This is a genomic window from Paraburkholderia sp. DHOC27, assembly GCF_003429005.1.
Lineage (GTDB): Bacteria > Pseudomonadota > Gammaproteobacteria > Burkholderiales > Burkholderiaceae > Paraburkholderia.
On sequence record NZ_QVQV01000001.1, the window covers coordinates 1,812,090 to 1,828,538 of the forward strand.

The following is a 16,449-nucleotide window of genomic DNA, read 5'->3' on the forward strand; positions in this document are numbered from 1 at the left end:
CACGCTTCCACGTTACGACGGCGCGTTCTGGGAGGGGGCGCCCGGCGATGGCGCTTTGATATAGCCCACGCGCACCGGCGGCACGAGCCATGCGAGACACAGTCCGGCGAGTGCCGCCACCGCCGATACGGTGAGGCCCACGTGAATCGAATCGACGAGCGCGCTGCGCGCCGCGCTCATCATCGCGTCGCCGGCGTGGCCCGCGCTCACGAGGCGGCTGATCAGCGCCGCCTGGTCGGCACGGTCCACGAGAACCTCAGGACTCGCAAACGATTTGAACCACTGGGCGGCCTGATACGAATCCAGCGAGCGATTCACGCCCATCGTGTAAAGGTGGCCGAGCAGGGCGCCCGTCAACGCTGTCCCCAGCATGCCGCCAAACGTTCGCAGCGATTGCAGCAGCGCCGTCGCGGCGCCCAGATGATCGCGCGAAACGATCTGCTGCGAACAGACCGTGAGGCTCGTGCCCACCAGACCCAGCCCGAGGCCGCTCGCGCCCATGCACGCCATCCACACCAGATGGGGCTCCTTGCCGCGCAGAACGACCACCGCGAGGCTCGCGAAAGCGGACAACGCGAAGCCCACGTAGAGCAGCGCGTTGGCGCGTCGCACGCGTGTCACGACGCGGTTGTTGATGAAGCTGCCCACCGTCGTGCCGAGCAGCAGCGGCGTGATCAGCATGCCCGAAGCACGCGGCGACATCGCATAGCCGCCCTGAAACAGCAGCGGTACGTAGAAAACCAGCGAAAACAGCGCAAAGCCGCCGAGCACCGACATCGCGAAGAGCGCCCGCAGCTTGCGGTCGAACAGCATGTCCACGGGGATGATGGGATAGCCCATGCGCTTTTCCCAGAAGAACAGCGTGAGCGCGCAGCCCAGCGTGAGCGCGCCCAGCGCAGTCGTTGCGGTGCTCCAGCCTTGCCTTGGGAACAGTTCGATGGTGAGCTGCAACGCGCCGAACGTGACGGCGAGGACGAAGGCGCCGAGCCAGTCGAGCCGTAGCCGCGCGCCGTCGCGCGCATGGCGCAGATGGGGCAGGAAGCTGCGTACGAAGAACAGCGCGATGATGCCCACCGGCACGTTGACGAAGAACACCAGCCGCCAGCCACCATGCTGGGTCAGCATGCCGCCGAGCGTCGGCCCGACCATGTTCGCGAGGCCAAACGCCGACGTGACGAACACCAGCCAGCGCAGACGGCGCCGCGGATCGGGAAACAGATCGGCCACGGTGGCGAACACGGTGCCGATCATGATGCCGCCGCCGATACCTTGCAGGCCGCGTGCGAGCACCAGAAACAGCATGTTGGTGGCCATCCCGCACAGCACCGAGGCCAGCGTGAAGAGCAGAATCGCCGCCAGCATGAAGGGCTTGCGGCCGAACAGATCGCCGAGGCGGCCGAAAATGGGAATCGTGATGACCGACGCCAGCATGTAGGCCGTCGCGACCCACGCATAGAGTTCGAAACCCTTCAGCTCCGCGACGATGCGCGGCATCGCGGTACTCACGATGGTCTGGTCGAGCGCGATCAGCATGGCCACCGACGCGACGCCGAGCATCGCCAGCACCGACTCGCGAAACGGCAGCAGTTGCCCTTTCTGATCGTCAAGCTCAAGCTGACTCGCCATGGTCCGCTCCTCGCCGCAGCATCGGCCTGCATGGGCATTCGCCATGCCGTTCCGTTCCGTGATGGTACGCCCTCGATGGTACGCCCCTCGCGCGCCGGGAAAGTAATCAGTGTTGCGAGCTCCAAGCTTCAGCCTGATCGGGACGCACCCGCTGCGTTCCAGATGCGGTCACAGGTTCCGGCGATCAGCGCCCGGATCCAGCGGTGCGCGGCGTCCCGCGTGTTGCGCGTATGCCAGGCCATCTGACAGTCGAACGGTGCGATTTCCAGCGGGACTTCGCAGGTATGCACCTGGTTTTTGAGGGGATGGGTGAGCAGCACGCCTTCGGGCAGCACCGCGATCAGGTTAGACGAAAGCAGCAGCGCGGGCGCGCCGGCGAAATTGTTGAGCGTCATCGCCACGCGACGACGCTTGCCAGCGCGTTCAAGGGCTGCATCGGCAACCCCGACCGGATCACCCGAAAGCGAGACGAGCAGATGCTCGGCGGTGAGAAATCTGGCCTCGGTGATGCGCGACTTCGCGAGAGGATGATCGCGCCGCATCGCACAGACCCAGTTCTCCGTGAACAGGCGTTGCAGCTTGAATTCGTCGCCCAGATGCTGAAGGCCGCCCAGGCACAGGTCGATCTCGTTGTCCCGCAGCCGGGCGCTGGTTGCCTGACTGGTGTAGGGCACCGCGAGGATCCGGATGTGTGGCGCGTGCTGCTCGATATGCTGGCGCAGCACAGGCCAGAGCGCGCCGGACAGGTAATCGGTAACAGCGATGCGGAAGGCGCGGGTCGAGGTCGCCGCCTCGAAGCGCACGGGTGATGCGGCCATGCGGATCGCCGCGAGCGGTTCCTGAATTTCGCGCCAAAGCTCCTGCGCTCTCGCGGACGCCTTGATACCCCGGCCGTGCCGGGTGAAAAGCGGATCGTCCCAGACCACACGCATCCGGGCGATCGCGTTGCTGACAGCGGACTGCGTCATGGCCAGACGATCCGCCGCCTTGGTCACCGACCCTTCGGTCATGACGGCGTCGAAGATGGAAAGCAAATGGAGATCGAGGTCTTTCATGGTGCGATCCAGTGGCTATTTTTCGTCGTGTTTCATCACTCGTGGTGATGGTACACCCGCAAATCATTGATTGGACGCGGCGATGCGCTGCCCGTACTCTTTGCTCATCGCGGCAGTGACCGGCAACGAACTGCTGGTCTGCCGCAGCCGTTTAATCACGGTCCCGACTGTCACGCACACCTTTCCTGGCGCTCTAGCGGCGCTAGCGGACACGACGGACCTCAACCTTCTGGACAGAATCATGGCAAAGACGCTTCAAGGAAAAATCGCGCTGGTGACGGGCGGCTCACGCGGCATTGGTGCCGCTACCGCTATTCAACTCGCAGCGGAAGGCGCGACCGTCGCGCTCACGTATTCGAACAGCGCGGCCAGCGCGACGGACGTGGTGGCAAAAATCGAAGCCGCTGGCGGCAAAGCCATCGCGCTGAAGGCCGATCAGGCCGACGCAGGCGCCGTCAAGCAATTGATCGCGGAGGTCGTCGAGCGGCTGTGCAAGCTCGATATCCTGGTCAACAACGCAGCCGTCTTCGAAACCGGCACGATTGCCGAGACCGTCGACACCGCTGGTTTCGAGCGGCAACTGCGCATCAACTATGAAGCCGTGGTGACCGCGATTCGCGAAGCCTCGCGCGTGATGGAAAGCGGTGGCCGGATCGTGTCGATCTCGTCGGCGCTGGCGCTGCGCTCCACCTGGCCGGGTCTGGCCGACTACAGCGCCACCAAGCGCGCGATCGAAGGCTATAGCAAAGGGGCCGCGCGCGATCTCGGCGCGAAGGGGATTACGGTGAATGTGATCGGCGCAGGATCGACCAACACCGAAATGAATCCCGACAATAGCCCGTTTGCGGAAGCCCAGGCGGCTGCCACCGCGCTTGGACGATTCGGTCGGCCGGAAGAAATCGCGGCGGTGGTCGCCTTCGTCGTCAGTCCTGCCGCGAGCTTCATCACGGGCGCGATCATTCCGGTTGACGGCGGCTATAGCGCTTGACGCGGTATGGCGCAGCGGTGCGGGCATGCGGCGCATGCCTTGCCGCTGCGTGATCCGAAGCGGCTGGAACAACAGGAAGAGGTTATGAAGGAGTCCAAACATGATTGATGCACCTGTGGTACTCGTTACCGGCGCGCTTTCGGGCATCGGACGAGCCACCGCGCTGGCATTCGCCGGCGCGAAGGCGCGCGTCGTCGTCTCGGGGCGCCGCCCGGAAGAGGGCAGGAAGCTGGCTGACACGTTGCGCTCGCTTGGCGCGGAAGCGGAATTCATGCAGGCGGACGTGCGCTTCGAGGACCAGGTCGAGGCATTGGTGGCGAGCGTCATGGCGCGCTTCGGCCGTCTGGACATCGCGGTCAATAGCGCGGGCTACGAGGGCGAACCTGCGCCGATCGCCGAGCAAACCGTGGAGCGCTACGCCGCGGTCTTCGATGCCAACGTGCTCGGCACGTTGCTGGCGCTCAAGCACGAGATTCGTGCGATGTCGGCGCAGCGCAGCGGCAGTATCGTCAACGTGTCCTCGACAATGGGCATTCGGGGTGCCGCGAGGAATGCACTCTATGTCGCCAGCAAGCACGCCGTGGAGGGCCTCACGAAGTCCGCGGCGCTCGATGCGGCCACCTTCAATGTCCGTGTGAATGCGGTGGCGCCTGGGCCGATACAAACGGACATGCTCGACCGGATAACCGGCTCCGAAACGGGCAAGGCCAGCATGCTTGCCACGGTGCCGCTGCAGCGCGCAGGCACGCCGGAGGAAATCGCGGAGGCGATTGTGTTCGTCGCAACGAGGGCGAGCTATATGACCGGCGAAGTGCTTAGAGTGAATGGCGGGCGCACGGCTGCTTAAGGTTGTATAGGGGGTGCGTACGGCCGGGCTGATGACGGAGACCGCCGGTCTTCGTCATCGGCCAGCACGCTGAAAAGAACGGGCCAATCCAGCGTCTTCATGCCGGACCCTCAGCCCTGAACCGGTTGATATGATCGACCAGCATGCGCGCCGGCACCGGCAGTAACGCGAAGTTGCGCGAGACGATCACCAGCGGGCGCAAGGCCCACGCATCGTGGAGTGCGATCACGTGAAAAGGCTCGGATCCGATATAGGACTTCACGCTGTCATAGGGCAGCAGGCCGACACCGAGGCCCGCTTTTACCATGTTACGGACTCCTTCGAAGCTGGTCACTTCGATGCGCACCTTGAGCCGCTTGCCGGCGTGCTCAGCCGCAGCGCGACATAGCTTCGAAATCGAGCTGCCGTAGGGCATGGTGACGATGTCATCGTCGAGGAAATCGGCGAAACTGGCCGCTTGCTGTTGTGCGAGACGATGCTGTGCCGGCACGATCACAACGAGTCTGTCCATGCCGTAAGGCTGGCGTTGCAAATCCCCGAGCGCTGCGTCATCTGCCGAACAGATGCCCAGATCGGCCACACCGCTTGCGATGGCACGCACCACCTCGTCACTCGATTTCTCGAACAACTCGATCTGTACCCGGGGATTCTCGCGCAGAAACGACTGCAATACATCGGGCAGATATTGCACCATCGCCGTGAAGTTCACGTAGACACGTGCGTGCCCGATCAGCCCTGCGGAATAGTCGGACATCTCATCCGAAATCTGTTGCAGATACTCGCCCAGACGCCTCGCGTGGTGATAGAGCGCCTCGCCGGCAGCAGTGGGCTGCACGCCGCGACTGTGTCGATAAAGCAGCGCGGTGCCGGTGCCATCTTCCAGATCCGAGACACGCTTGCTGACTGCCGACGCGACGAGATGGGTGCGCGCGGCGGCCGCCGCAATACTGCCTTCTTCGATGACCGCAACGAAGATCCTGAGAGACTCGATATCCAATCTCACCGGCGTTTTTCCTGAAAGAGCGCAGCGCGGCGCATTTCGGCTTGCGCTAGTAACGTTCACACCATCGCGGTTGACGATGTCTAGCTTGAAGAATAAGAACTTTTCGCGGACTTTGGCAAATGCCATGATGCCCGCGTGCCAAACAGGGTGCCGGTGAGGAACGGCTGCATAGCAGATTCCATCCATCACCGCGGCCACCCGCACGCCACCATAGACGACCGCGTGATCGCGACATCATGCTTTTTCTCGAGGACCGCCATGACATCCCATTTCCGTATCGGGCAGATCGTGCCGAGCTCAAACACGACGATGGAGACCGAAATACCGGCCATGCTCCGGGCGCGCGAGGCCATCAGGCCCGAGCGCTTTACCTTCCATTCGAGCCGGATGCGAATGCATAAGGTAACCAAAGAAGAACTGCAGGAAATGAACAAGCAGGGCTTGCGCTGTGCCGCTGAACTGGCGGACGCGCGCGTCGACGTGATGAGCACGGCGTGCCTCGTCGCCATCATGTCGATGGGACACGGATACCATCGACAGACCGAACGTGAACTCACGGAAGTGGCGCGCGCGAATCAATGCCTCGCGCCCGTCATGACTTCGGCTGGCGCGCTGATCGAAGGGCTGAAGACGCTCGGCGCCAAACGAATTTCATTGATGGCGCCGTATATGCGGCCGTTGACCGACCTCGTCGTCTCGTACATCGAAAACGAAGGGATCGAAGTGATCGACTCGATCTGCTTTGAGATTCCCGACAACCTCGAAGTGGGCCTGCGCGACCCGCTGAAGCTGGTCGACGATGTGCGCCGCCTCAATACCAATGGCGCGGATGTGGTCGTCGCGTCGGCATGCGTGCAAATGCCGTCGTTGCCGGCCATCCAGCGCATCGAAGACATGCTCGGCATCCGCACGGTGTCGACGGCGGTGTGCACCGCGCGCGGCATGCTGGACCGTCTGAAGCTCGAACCCATCGTTCCGCAAGCGGGGGCATTGCTCGCCGGGGCGTAATAGATGGGTTTTCCACGGCGGGGTGGGTTTTCCACGGCGCCCGGGGCCGAAATGGCGTCGCGCCGCCCCCATCCGCAAGAATAAATTCGCATTTTGCGAAATTAAAGCGGAGTGACGCGGTTTTGACGCAATAAAAGTGCTAAAGAAAGCGTAAAAATGGCCGATACATTCCTTGCAGAGTAAAGATTACGGACACGGACCGCGACTGCGGTTCTTCCCGTGTTCAACTTTGGGCGTACCAGAGCGTCTCGTCGTGCGTGTCGGCGCCGCTCCAGTGCCCTTTGCTGCAATGGATTGTCGCTGCGCCGAGGGGATCGGCGCGGGAAGAACGGATGGGTGTCGGCCCGGGGAGAGTCAGTCAGATGTCCGAATTAATGGCAGCGCGGATTCCGAGGACGACGGAAGTATCCGCTATTGCCCGTTCTGGTGATCTTGTCCTCCTGATCGCACTGGGCGTGTCCTCGGTGCTGGCGCTGGCAGTTGGCAGCTACTACGGCGATGCGCTGCTCGCGATCAGCGTGAGCGTGCCGCTGCTACTGGTCGGCGCGGCTGCATTCGCCACGGCGCGCGGCAGTGTGGCAACGCGGGTCGTGTTGACGGTCTGTAATGTCGCGCTGGTGGCGTTGCATATCCAGTTGGCGCGCGGCACCGTGGAGTTTCACTTCGGTGTATTCGTGCTGCTGGGCTTGTTGCTGGTCTATCAGGACTGGCGCGTGCTCGTGCTTGCCGCCGCGCTGTTCGTGGTGCATCACTTTCTGTTCGACCGCTTGCAGGCGCTTAGCTTTGGGTTTTACTGCACGGCGACCCCGGACCTGTGGAAGATGGTGCTGCATGCGGGCTACGTGGCCGGACAGACCGGCATCGAAATTTATCTCGCCGTGTGTCTGCGCCGCGGCGCTGTAGAAGCAGCGGAATTGTCGAAGGTCGTGCGGGCCATCGACCGCGACGGCCAGCTCTGTCTGGACGTCAGCGAAGTGGACGTGAGCGCGCCGACGGCCCGTATGTTGAAAGCGGCCGTCCAGAAGATGCAGACAGGCATGCGCGAGGTCAGCGCGGCGGCTGCCTCGATCGAAACGGCGGCCTCTGAAATTGCGCTCGGCAATCTGTATCTCAGCCAGCGCACGGAGGAACAGGCCTCCAGTCTGCAAACCACCACCGTTTCGATGGAACGCCTGACGGGCTCTGTCACGGATACGGCGCGCACCGCCGGAGAAGTCGCGCAGCTTTCCAGTGCCGCTTCGGCTGCGGCGTTTGCCGGCGGCGAGGCGGTGGGCCGCGTCGTCGCCACCATGCACGAGATTTCGCAAGCCTCGGCGCGGATCTCGGACATCAGCGGCGTGGTCGACAGTATCGCGTTCCAGACCAACATCCTCGCCTTGAACGCGGCGGTGGAGGCGGCGCGTGCCGGCGAACAGGGCAGGGGTTTCGCGGTTGTCGCGACCGAAGTGCGCTCGCTCGCGCAGCGTTCAGCGAGCGCCGCGCGAGAGATCAAGGGCTTGATCGGCGATAGCACGGGCCGGGTCGGCTCCGGCGTGGAAATCGTCAACGAAGCGGGCGGCCGGATCGACAATGTCGTGCATCAGGCGCGCCTCGTCAGTGAACTGATCGACACCATCTCGCAGAGCAGCGGCGAGCAGACCACCGGCATTACACAGGTCAGTGCGGCGGTGATGCAACTGGAGGCGGTGACGCAGCAGAATGCCGCGCTCGTCGAGCAAAGCGCTGCCGCCACGGAAAGTCTGCGGGGTCAGGCGGCGCGGCTCAATGCCGTGGTCAGCACGTTTCAGTTATAGACGGGCCGGTGTAAGCGTCTACGCAGCGTGAGGTCTTAACGCGCCGAGGACGACGGGTCATCCAGATCCATTAGTGCACTTTTGACGGTGCTGTGCATCGTTGCGGACGCGCCCAGCAGTTCTCGGACGGTCGCATCCGTCATTTCTTCCAGATCGCTGTCGGCAACGAAATCGGTCGCGAGGCCCCATTCGAAGGCCTGCGGACCGGCGATGGGACGCGCCCGCAAAAGAATTTCCCGCATGCGTGCACTGCCGATCATCTCGAGCGCGTGCGACCATCCAAAGGTGCCGTTCAGGGAATCGTCTTTCTTCAACGGAAAGCCGTATTGCGTGGTTTCGGTGACGATGCGCAGATCGCACGCCAGCGACAGGGCGAAACCCGTGCCGAAGCAATGTCCACGATTGGCCGCCACCACGGGCTTGCTGCAGCGAAGCGGCGCATTGATGTCCCATGCCAGACGGGCGTGCGAGGCGCGGCGGATTTCCGCCTCCAACTGCGCGCTTGCGGTGTTGGAGAAGTGATCTCCCGCGGCCCGCAGAACGATCACACGTACGTTGGGATTGTCATCCAGACGCTCGAACGCCATGCGCAGTTGCTCGAATTGCCGCGGGCTGAGGCAATTGGTGGGCGGCTGGGCGAGGGTGATGTCGGCGCGTGTCTGCTGATCGTCGATGCGGACATGGAACCCGTCTCTCCTTTCGTACAACGAATGATGCTGGATTGCAAAGTGGTTCATGATTCGGCCTGTCCGGCGCTAAACCTAAAGGTGGAGGGACGTCGCCCGGCCTGCGACGAGCGGAACGACTTCACTTCACGGCCCCCTTGCATGCGAACGTCGGCCGGCCTCCAAAGCGCTCGCGATCCGCTGCTAACTGTTGCCGCCCGGCGCGTGTCGCGTAGACGAGCGCAATGGAAAACACCGCTGTCGTCACCAGATAGGTGGGCGGCACGAGGCTATTGCCGGTCCATTCCGTGAGCAGATTGATCGTGAACGGGGCCATGCCGCCAAACAACGTGACCGCCACGTTATACGACAGGGACATGCCCGTCGCGCCCGATCGGGAGGGGAACAGGGTGGCCAGCATGCCGGCATGCGGCCCCGCGAGTGCCGTCTGAAAGAGCCCGGCAAGCAGTTGCATGCAGAGCAAGCGGGCAACCGAAGGCGCATCGACGATGAACAGGAACATCGGATACGCACAAAGCGCCCATGCAATGACGACGGGAAAGAACATCCGGTACGCGCCATAGCGATCGGCGAACCAGCCCGCGACGGGAAAACACAGCGCGTTCAGGGCCTGCGAAAGAATGACCCCCAGCATGGCTGCCGTGATGGGAAGGCGAAGGTGCACCTCGACATACGCGGGGATATAAATCGCCCAGAGGTAATTCGAGGCGGTGGCCACCGTGATGACACCGATCGCGCACACGACGTTGTCGGTATTCGAGCGCACGAAGCTCGACCACTGCGTCCACAGCGGCTCGTCGTCGGCGGCACGTTCGGGGTGTGCGTGTTCGAGCGCGTTCACTTGCGAAGAATGGTGTTTCAGGATCACACCCAGCGGGCCGATGATTGAGCCCGCCAGAAACGGTAAGCGCCATCCCCAGCTTCTCAGCGCGTCGTCGGAAAGACGGGTGATGAGAAAATAGCTGCACGTCGCAGCCAGTACGGCCGAGAGCGCCTGGGCGGACATGTTGAAGCTGCCAAAGAACATTCGCCGTTCGGCAGGCGTATTCTCGACGATGATCTGCGACGCAACGCCAAACTGCGCGCCCACCGCAACGCCTTGCAGGATGCGCGCGAAGACCATCACGATGGGCGCGGCAATCCCCACCTCGCTATATGAGGGACAAACGCCCAGCAGGCCCGTGCCGATTCCCATCAGGATCATCAGCAACGAGAGAATGCGAAAGCGTCCGAGCCGGTCGGCGTACAACGCAAAGATGACGCCGCCCAGTGGCCGCGCAATCACGCCGATTGCGAACGTGGCGAAGGTGAGCGATAACCCGGCCGTGGCGTGGCTGAGCGGGAAAAAGACACTGGCAATCGTTTTCGAAAGAAACAGATAAGAAAGAAAATCGAACCATTCGAGGCTGCTGCCGGCAACGGACAGGACGATCGGGCGCGCGTGCACCTTGCTCACCCGCCGTTCGTCGGGTGAGGCGGGCAGACGTGGCACGGCCTCTCGGCGGGTCGACATGGATAGTTCTCACTGGGTCGGGATGCGACGGTCAGGCGGCGCCGGGTGGCCACGGCGCTCCCATTCCGGGACCACGCCGAATCATCATGGTGGCCGGAAATGCCGTGCGCGCGTTCCTTACTCGCGTCTTTCACTTCAGATACGAATTTCGCATATCACAAGTAAAAAACAAGCCTTTTTTTGTTTTGCTCGCAGTAAACGAAACGTTTAGTATTCCCGTGTCACGCCTCGTGTCTGCTGACTTCATAGCGAGAAAGATTTCGATGAGCACGATTCGCTTTCTTCGTACTTTTCTCGCCGTCGAGAAATATGGCTCGATGGCTGCGGCGGCCGATCACGTACGGCTCACCCAGGCCGCCGTGGGGCAGCAGATGCGCGCGCTAGAAGCCGAGCTTCGCCGCCCGCTGTTCGACCGGTCCGGCCGGGGCAGCCGGATGACTGCCGCAGGCCGGGCGCTCGTGCCGTACGCGAGAAAAATGGTTTCGGTGTACGAAGAAATGCTGCAGACTCAGCCCGAGTCTTCCGATCTGAGCGGCACCGTGACGGTCGGGGCAATCGTCTCCGCCACGGGCTTTCTGTGCAAGGCCGCGCTGGCCTTGAAAGAGCGGCATCCCGGCCTCGAACTCAAACTGCTTCTCGGACACGATCTGGACCTGTGCGAGCGGGTCAGGGCAGGCGAGGTTGACGCGGCGGTGGTGGAGCAGAGAGAAAACAGCAAGGATCGCCCCGGCGTGTGGACGCCGCTGTATGTCGAGCCGCTGGTGATGCTGGTGAACAGCAAATCGGCTTCGAGGAATGCACGGGCCGAAGAGCTACTCGATTCCCAGCCGTTTATCCGCTACGACCGCTCAACCGGGATTGGTCGCGAGATTGAACGGATCCTGCAGAAAATGCGTGTGAAGCCAACGGAGATGCTGGAAGTCAACTCGATCGGCACGATCATGGACCTGGTCCGGCAAAACGTCGGCATCTCGATCATTCCGCAACTCAAACACGTGGCATGGGACCGTGAAAAATCGCTGACGGTGCTGCCGCTGCTCGGCTCGACTTCCGGGCGTGTCATCGGCATCTATGAAAGCCTGAAACAGCCGAAGAACGTCGCGGCCGTGAAGCGGCAGTTGCTGCATGAACTGGGATGACATTCGATCGTCTTGTCAGGTGTGCCGCGATCCGCCCATCAACCCGGCACGCGTCGGCCTTCGATGGGATAGTTCGGGTCCGTATAGCCGGGCGTCGATGCATGGCCGGGAGGCACCAGACTATCCACGAAGCGCTCGTCGTCTGGTCCGAGCTGGAGCGCGAGTGCATCCATGTAGCTGTCCCAGTGCGCCTGCGTACGCGGCCCCGCGATGGCGGAACTCACCAGCTGATTCTTGAGCACCCACGCAATGGCAAAAGCAATGGAAGTGGTATTGCGCTCGGCGGCGTGCGCTGCGACCTTCTGTGCAATGGCGAGCGATTCCGGCCGCCATTCGGTCTGCTGGATGCGCTTGTCGCCCCGCGCCACGCGTGAGTCGGCGGGCGAGGCAGTGTCGAGTGCATATTTGCCGGTCAGCACACCGCGCGCGAGCGGACTGTAGGGCACGACGCCCATACCGTAGTGCCCGGCAGCGGGCATCAGTTCGGCCTCGGCCGTGCGGTCGACCATGTTGTAGACCGGCTCGATGGCAACCGGGCGATCCATGCCGAGTTGATCCGCGAGACGCACGATTTCTGCCACCCGCCAGGCGCGGAAATTGGACAGGCCGAAATAACGCACCTTGCCCTGGCGAATCAGATCGCCGATGGCACGCACGCCTTCCTCCAGCGGGGCATCGACCAGCGAGCGGTGGAAATACAGCACGTCGATGTAGTCGGTGCCGAGGCGTTTCAGGCTGGCTTCGACGCTCTGGCAGATCCATTTGCGCGACTGCCCCTGCTGGTTCGGCCGCGCAGAGGGCGAGGCCGGATAGCCAAACTTGGTGGCTACGACCCAGTCGTCGCGCCGTTGCGCAATCGCGCGGCCGACAATTTCTTCTGACCGGCCGGCGTGGTAGACGTCCGCGGTATCGAGAAAATTGACGCCTTGATCGAAGGCTGTGTCGATGATCCGGCGCGCGGTGGCTTCGTCTGTCTCGCCGCCGAACATCATCGTGCCCAGACACAGGGGCGAAACCTTGAGGGCGTTGCGGCCCAGGTAGCGGTAGTCCATTGTCATCATCTCCATGCAGGCTCAAATGGAGAATGATAGGGTCAACGAATCCAGCGATAAAGACCGTAAAACGGCAAACCATCATGAACTGAGATCATGAATACATTGGCTGGTGCGCGGGCCATGCCCGACTATTTCGCACGATAGCGCAACGCGTCGATGACCACGGTCATCGCCCGCGAGAACTCGCGGCGGGTGGCGTAGCAGGCATGCAGGCCCGGAAACGCGGGGCACCAGTCCTCCAGTACCTTCACGAGGCGGCGCGCCTTGACGTGAGGCTCGGCGAGATCAGCCGGAATGTAAGCGAGACCATAGCCCGACAGCGCGGCGGCCAGCATCGGGTAGGTTCCGTTGAACGCGAGTTGTCCGTCCACCCGCACCTGCACCTCGCGACTGCCTTTCTTCAACTCCCATGCGTAAAGGCCGCCCAGCGTCGGCAAGCGCAGATTGATACAGTTATGGGCGGTCAGGTCCTGCGGCTTTTTCGGCAACGCGCGCGTCTTCAGATACCCCGGCGTCCCGACGATTGCCATGCGCATTTCGGGGGCGAGCCGGACCGCGATCATGTCCTTTGCCACCTGGTCGCCGTGACGAACGCCGATGTCGTAACGGTCTGCCACGATATCCGAGAGGCCGTAGTCGGTGGTGATCTCCACCTTCAGATCCGGGTACAGCCGCAAGACCGGCGCGAGGCGGGGCCACAGCACCGTCTCGGTGGCGTAGTCGGTCGCGGTAATGCGGATCGTGCCCGCAGGTTTGTCCCTGAACTCGGTGATGGCCGTCAGTTCCGAGTCGATCTCTTCGAAGCGCGGCGTAATGGTGCGAATCAGTCGCTCGCCGGCCTCTGTCGGCGCGACGCTGCGCGTCGTGCGAGTGAGGAGCCGCAAACCGAGCCGGGTTTCGAGCGCCCGGATGGTATGACTGAGCGCGGACTGCGATACGCCAAGTTGCGCGGCGGCACGCGTAAAGCTGCGCTCGCGCGCGACGGCGATCAGTGCCAGCAGGTCGTTGTAGCTTTCTCGGCGCATTGATGAACTCGTTTCATAGGTGTTTGCCGATTCTAGCGTCTAGTCACGCGCGAGTGCACACCTTAGATTAACGGTCTGGCGCATCTTCCGCGCATTCAACTCCCGTTATGGCGACCTCGTTCGGTCCGCCGTTCAAAAGGAAAGCTCATATGGAAAGTCTGGATCATCCAGATAGCGTCGATCTGCTCGCCGCCATGCACACCGTCGCGCCCGCCCTCGAGCGCTACACCCAGGAGGTCGTGCTGGGCACGCTGTGGAAGCGCCCCCAGCTTTCCGCACGGGATCGCAGCGTTGTCACCATGTCGGTTCTGATTGCCCGCAATCAGAGCGTGGCGTTGCCGTTCTACCTCGATCTCGCGCTCGACAGCGGCCTCGCGCCTGGCGAGATATCGGAAATCATCACGCATCTGGCGTTCTATTCCGGTTGGGCGAATGCGATGGCAGCGGTGCAAGCCACCAACGCCGTGTTTGCAAAACGCGGCATTACGGCCGCGCAACTCCCGTCAGCGACGGTCGAGTTTCTGCCGCTCGACGAGGCTGCCGAGGCCCAGCGCGAACGCACCGTGCAGCAGAACTTCGGTGCGGTCTCGCCAGGGGTCGTTGAATTTACTCGGGATACGCTGTTTAACGATGTGTGGCTCAGACCGGGTCTGGCGCCGCGCGACCGCAGTCTCGTCACGGTCAGCGCGCTGGTCGCAGGCGGTCAGGTCGCGCAACTGACCTACCACCTGAACCGGGCGATGGATAACGGGCTGACGATGGCGCAGGCGTCGGAGGTGATGACGCAACTGGCGTTCTACGCCGGCTGGCCCACCGTGTTCACGGCGCTGCCGGTCGTCAAGGATGTATTTGAAAAGCGACCCGGCTGAGGTTCACGGGTCCGCTGGCGGAAGGCAAATGCCTTCCTGACCAGCGTACTTTCAAACCTGGCCAATGCCACCATCGGCCATCAGATCCGCACCGGTCACGTACGAACTTTCATCGGAAGCGAGGAAGAGCGCGGCATTGGCAATCTCCTCCGCGCGCGCCATGCGACCGAGCGGCACCATGCCCTCATACATCTCGATGAGTTCTTCACGCGTCGCCGACTGCGCGTCGAGGATCGGCGTATCCGTAACGCCGGGGCTCAACATGTTGACGCGAATGCCGCGATCCTTGAATTCCGCGGCCCACGTGCGGGCATACGAGCGTAAGGCCGCCTTGGTCGCCGCATAGGCCGTGTGGCCAGGAATGCCCATCAAGTGCATGGCCGAGGAGACCAGCACGATGGAGCCACGCCCCTGCATCATCGGCAGCAGCTTTTGCACGAGGAACACGGGGCCACGCGCCATGAGATTGAACGCCTTGTCGAAATGCTCGGGCGTGAGGGTGTCGATCGGGGCCTGTTCCGTATAGCCCGCGTTCGATACGACGATGTCGACGCGCCCCGTCTGTTCGCGCACCGCCGCAGCGACGCGGTCGAGATCAGCGAGATCCGCGGCGTCGGCGCGAATCGCGGTGACATTGCGCCCGAGGGTGGCGGCGGCCGCGTCGAGTTGGGCCTGGCGGCGTCCGAAGATAAACACATGGGCGCCTTCGTTGACGAAGCGTTGCGCGATCGCGAGGCCGATGCCGGTGGTCGCGCCGCTAATCACGGCGGTCTTGCCTGCAAGCGTAGTCATTGAAATTTCCTGTCAGGATGGATGACAGGACCATCCTAATTGCCGTCGCAGGGATTGATAATCCGTGGATTTCTCATAAGATCTATTCTTCAAAAGAATGGATCAACCGAGAGGCGCTTCATGGATCGGTTTCACGAATTGAATGCCTTTATCGCCGTGGTCGAAGCGGGCGGCTTCTCCGCCGCGGCCCGCAGAATCGGCGATTCGCAGTCCGGCATCAGCAAGGCCATCGGCGCGCTGGAAAAACGCCTCGGCGTCATGCTGTTCAATCGCAGCACCCGCAGCGTGACGTTGACGGATCAAGGGCAGCGCTACTACGACCGGACCAAGCCGCTGGTCGAGGAGATGGACGAGGCAGACAGTGAACTGGCCAGCAGCACGCATATCGCGGCTGGACCGATCAGGATCGCCACCTCGGCTACGTTTGGCCGCCTGCACGTGCTGCCGCTCATTCCCGAACTGTTGTCACTCAATCCCGGCCTGCAGGTCGATCTGGTGTTGTCCGACTTCGTGCGGGATATGGTGGAGGACCGCATTGATCTGGCTATCCGGGTAGGCCCGGTCACGGATCCCGATGCGGTCGTCAAAGTGGTGGCCCGTACGCCGCTAGTGTGCGTCGGCTCGCGCTCATACTTCGCGCAGCACGGTATACCAGGCAATCCTCATGAACTGATCGATCATAATTGCCTGCTGTATGGCGGCCTGCTGGAATCGGAGAACTGGCCTTTCGTTGGCCCGGAGGGCCGGTTCAGCGTGGCCGTGCGCGGCAATCTGTCGTCCAACAGCGTTGAAACGATTCGGGCCGGGGTGATGGCCGGCGTGGGAATTGGACTGTTCGCCAAGGTCTCTCTGGCCGACGAACTGCGGCATCCGGATGTGATGACGATTCTCGACGCGTTCATCAACGAGGCCAGAGACGTCAGCCTCGTGTGGCCGAAACGGCGCTTCGTCCCGGCGCGCGTGCGCCGCGCGACGGAGTTTTTTGCCCGGGCTTTGCCACCGCGTATCTAGCCCGGTTGAATTAGCCCGGCCGAATGCTTGAGCGAAGTC

Annotated in this window: 15 protein-coding genes; 7 read left to right on the forward strand and 8 right to left on the reverse strand. The window is 62.6% G+C overall.

Annotated features, from left to right (window positions below; all coding sequences use genetic code 11):
- Positions 1-12: 12 nt before the first annotated feature.
- Positions 13-1,626, reverse strand: a complete 1,614-nt coding sequence (locus D0B32_RS07920) for an MFS transporter (protein WP_117333296.1) — start codon at positions 1,624-1,626, stop codon at positions 13-15.
- Between the two features lie 128 nt (positions 1,627-1,754).
- Entirely contained in the window at positions 1,755-2,681 is a 927-nt protein-coding gene (locus D0B32_RS07925) for a LysR family transcriptional regulator (protein WP_117333297.1), read from the reverse strand.
- A gap of 241 nt (positions 2,682-2,922) precedes the next feature.
- On the opposite strand from D0B32_RS07925, the gene D0B32_RS07930 reads away from it, so the two are divergent.
- Positions 2,923-3,669: an SDR family NAD(P)-dependent oxidoreductase gene (locus D0B32_RS07930; RefSeq protein ID WP_117333515.1), complete on the forward strand. Its 747-nt coding sequence runs from the start codon at positions 2,923-2,925 to the stop codon at positions 3,667-3,669.
- A gap of 103 nt (positions 3,670-3,772) precedes the next feature.
- A complete protein-coding gene (locus tag D0B32_RS07935) occupies positions 3,773-4,516 on the forward strand; it encodes an SDR family NAD(P)-dependent oxidoreductase (RefSeq protein WP_117333516.1) in 744 nt (247 codons plus the stop codon).
- Positions 4,517-4,613: 97 nt separating this feature from the next.
- On the opposite strand, the gene D0B32_RS07940 is transcribed toward D0B32_RS07935, so the two are convergent.
- A complete protein-coding gene (locus D0B32_RS07940) occupies positions 4,614-5,645 on the reverse strand; it encodes a LysR family transcriptional regulator (RefSeq protein WP_259294910.1) in 1,032 nt (343 codons plus the stop codon).
- Positions 5,646-5,777: 132 nt separating this feature from the next.
- Here D0B32_RS07940 and D0B32_RS07945 point away from each other — a divergent pair, with 132 nt between their 5' ends.
- A complete protein-coding gene (locus tag D0B32_RS07945) occupies positions 5,778-6,527 on the forward strand; it encodes an Asp/Glu racemase (protein WP_117333298.1) in 750 nt (249 codons plus the stop codon).
- Positions 6,528-6,889: 362 nt separating this feature from the next.
- Complete coding sequence (locus D0B32_RS07950; protein ID WP_259294911.1) at positions 6,890-8,320, forward strand: methyl-accepting chemotaxis protein; 1,431 nt, start codon at positions 6,890-6,892, stop codon at positions 8,318-8,320.
- 35 nt (positions 8,321-8,355) lie between these two features.
- On the opposite strand, the gene D0B32_RS07955 is transcribed toward D0B32_RS07950, so the two are convergent.
- Positions 8,356-9,057 carry an enoyl-CoA hydratase/isomerase family protein gene (locus D0B32_RS07955; protein ID WP_117333300.1) on the reverse strand — a complete coding sequence of 234 codons (702 nt, stop codon included), beginning with the start codon at positions 9,055-9,057 and terminating at the stop codon, positions 8,356-8,358.
- A gap of 70 nt (positions 9,058-9,127) precedes the next feature.
- On the reverse strand, positions 9,128-10,519 hold the full coding sequence (locus D0B32_RS07960) for an MFS transporter (protein ID WP_117333301.1): 1,392 nt from the start codon (positions 10,517-10,519) through the stop codon (positions 9,128-9,130).
- 86 nt (positions 10,520-10,605) lie between these two features.
- On the opposite strand from D0B32_RS07960, the gene D0B32_RS07965 reads away from it, so the two are divergent.
- The gene (locus tag D0B32_RS07965; RefSeq protein ID WP_117333302.1) at positions 10,606-11,658 is read left to right on the forward strand and encodes a LysR family transcriptional regulator; all 1,053 of its coding nucleotides are present in this window, start codon (positions 10,606-10,608) and stop codon (positions 11,656-11,658) included.
- A 38-nt stretch (positions 11,659-11,696) separates the two neighbouring features.
- Here D0B32_RS07965 and D0B32_RS07970 read toward each other — a convergent pair whose 3' ends face one another.
- Together D0B32_RS07970 and D0B32_RS07975 are read right to left on the reverse strand one after the other, a co-directional pair.
- On the reverse strand, positions 11,697-12,710 hold the full coding sequence (locus tag D0B32_RS07970) for an aldo/keto reductase (protein ID WP_117333303.1): 1,014 nt from the start codon (positions 12,708-12,710) through the stop codon (positions 11,697-11,699).
- A gap of 131 nt (positions 12,711-12,841) precedes the next feature.
- Positions 12,842-13,738, reverse strand: a complete 897-nt coding sequence (locus D0B32_RS07975) for a LysR family transcriptional regulator (protein ID WP_117333304.1) — start codon at positions 13,736-13,738, stop codon at positions 12,842-12,844.
- A gap of 149 nt (positions 13,739-13,887) precedes the next feature.
- Between D0B32_RS07975 and D0B32_RS07980 the strand changes: the two genes are divergently transcribed.
- A complete protein-coding gene (locus D0B32_RS07980) occupies positions 13,888-14,607 on the forward strand; it encodes a carboxymuconolactone decarboxylase family protein (RefSeq protein WP_181969741.1) in 720 nt (239 codons plus the stop codon).
- Positions 14,608-14,658: 51 nt separating this feature from the next.
- Here D0B32_RS07980 and D0B32_RS07985 read toward each other — a convergent pair whose 3' ends face one another.
- Positions 14,659-15,399 carry an SDR family NAD(P)-dependent oxidoreductase gene (locus D0B32_RS07985; protein WP_117333306.1) on the reverse strand — a complete coding sequence of 247 codons (741 nt, stop codon included), beginning with the start codon at positions 15,397-15,399 and terminating at the stop codon, positions 14,659-14,661.
- Between the two features lie 120 nt (positions 15,400-15,519).
- Here D0B32_RS07985 and D0B32_RS07990 point away from each other — a divergent pair, with 120 nt between their 5' ends.
- Positions 15,520-16,410 (forward strand): LysR family transcriptional regulator, encoded by an 891-nt coding sequence (locus D0B32_RS07990; protein ID WP_117333307.1) that lies wholly within the window; start codon positions 15,520-15,522, stop codon positions 16,408-16,410.
- Positions 16,411-16,449: the final 39 nt, after the last annotated feature.

Coding starts and splice junctions, on each gene's coding strand:
- D0B32_RS07920 (WP_117333296.1), bottom strand. CDS start 1,626: ATGGCGAGTCAGCTTGAGCTTGACGATCAGAAAGGGCAACTGCTGCCG.
- D0B32_RS07925 (WP_117333297.1), bottom strand. CDS start 2,681: ATGAAAGACCTCGATCTCCATTTGCTTTCCATCTTCGACGCCGTCATG.
- D0B32_RS07930 (WP_117333515.1), top strand. CDS start 2,923: ATGGCAAAGACGCTTCAAGGAAAAATCGCGCTGGTGACGGGCGGCTCA.
- D0B32_RS07940 (WP_259294910.1), bottom strand. CDS start 5,645: ATGGCATTTGCCAAAGTCCGCGAAAAGTTCTTATTCTTCAAGCTAGAC.
- D0B32_RS07945 (WP_117333298.1), top strand. CDS start 5,778: ATGACATCCCATTTCCGTATCGGGCAGATCGTGCCGAGCTCAAACACG.
- D0B32_RS07950 (WP_259294911.1), top strand. CDS start 6,890: ATGTCCGAATTAATGGCAGCGCGGATTCCGAGGACGACGGAAGTATCC.
- D0B32_RS07955 (WP_117333300.1), bottom strand. CDS start 9,057: ATGAACCACTTTGCAATCCAGCATCATTCGTTGTACGAAAGGAGAGAC.
- D0B32_RS07960 (WP_117333301.1), bottom strand. CDS start 10,519: ATGTCGACCCGCCGAGAGGCCGTGCCACGTCTGCCCGCCTCACCCGAC.
- D0B32_RS07965 (WP_117333302.1), top strand. CDS start 10,606: ATGGTGGCCGGAAATGCCGTGCGCGCGTTCCTTACTCGCGTCTTTCAC.
- D0B32_RS07970 (WP_117333303.1), bottom strand. CDS start 12,710: ATGGACTACCGCTACCTGGGCCGCAACGCCCTCAAGGTTTCGCCCCTG.
- D0B32_RS07975 (WP_117333304.1), bottom strand. CDS start 13,738: ATGCGCCGAGAAAGCTACAACGACCTGCTGGCACTGATCGCCGTCGCG.
- D0B32_RS07980 (WP_181969741.1), top strand. CDS start 13,888: ATGGAAAGTCTGGATCATCCAGATAGCGTCGATCTGCTCGCCGCCATG.
- D0B32_RS07985 (WP_117333306.1), bottom strand. CDS start 15,399: ATGACTACGCTTGCAGGCAAGACCGCCGTGATTAGCGGCGCGACCACC.
- D0B32_RS07990 (WP_117333307.1), top strand. CDS start 15,520: ATGGATCGGTTTCACGAATTGAATGCCTTTATCGCCGTGGTCGAAGCG.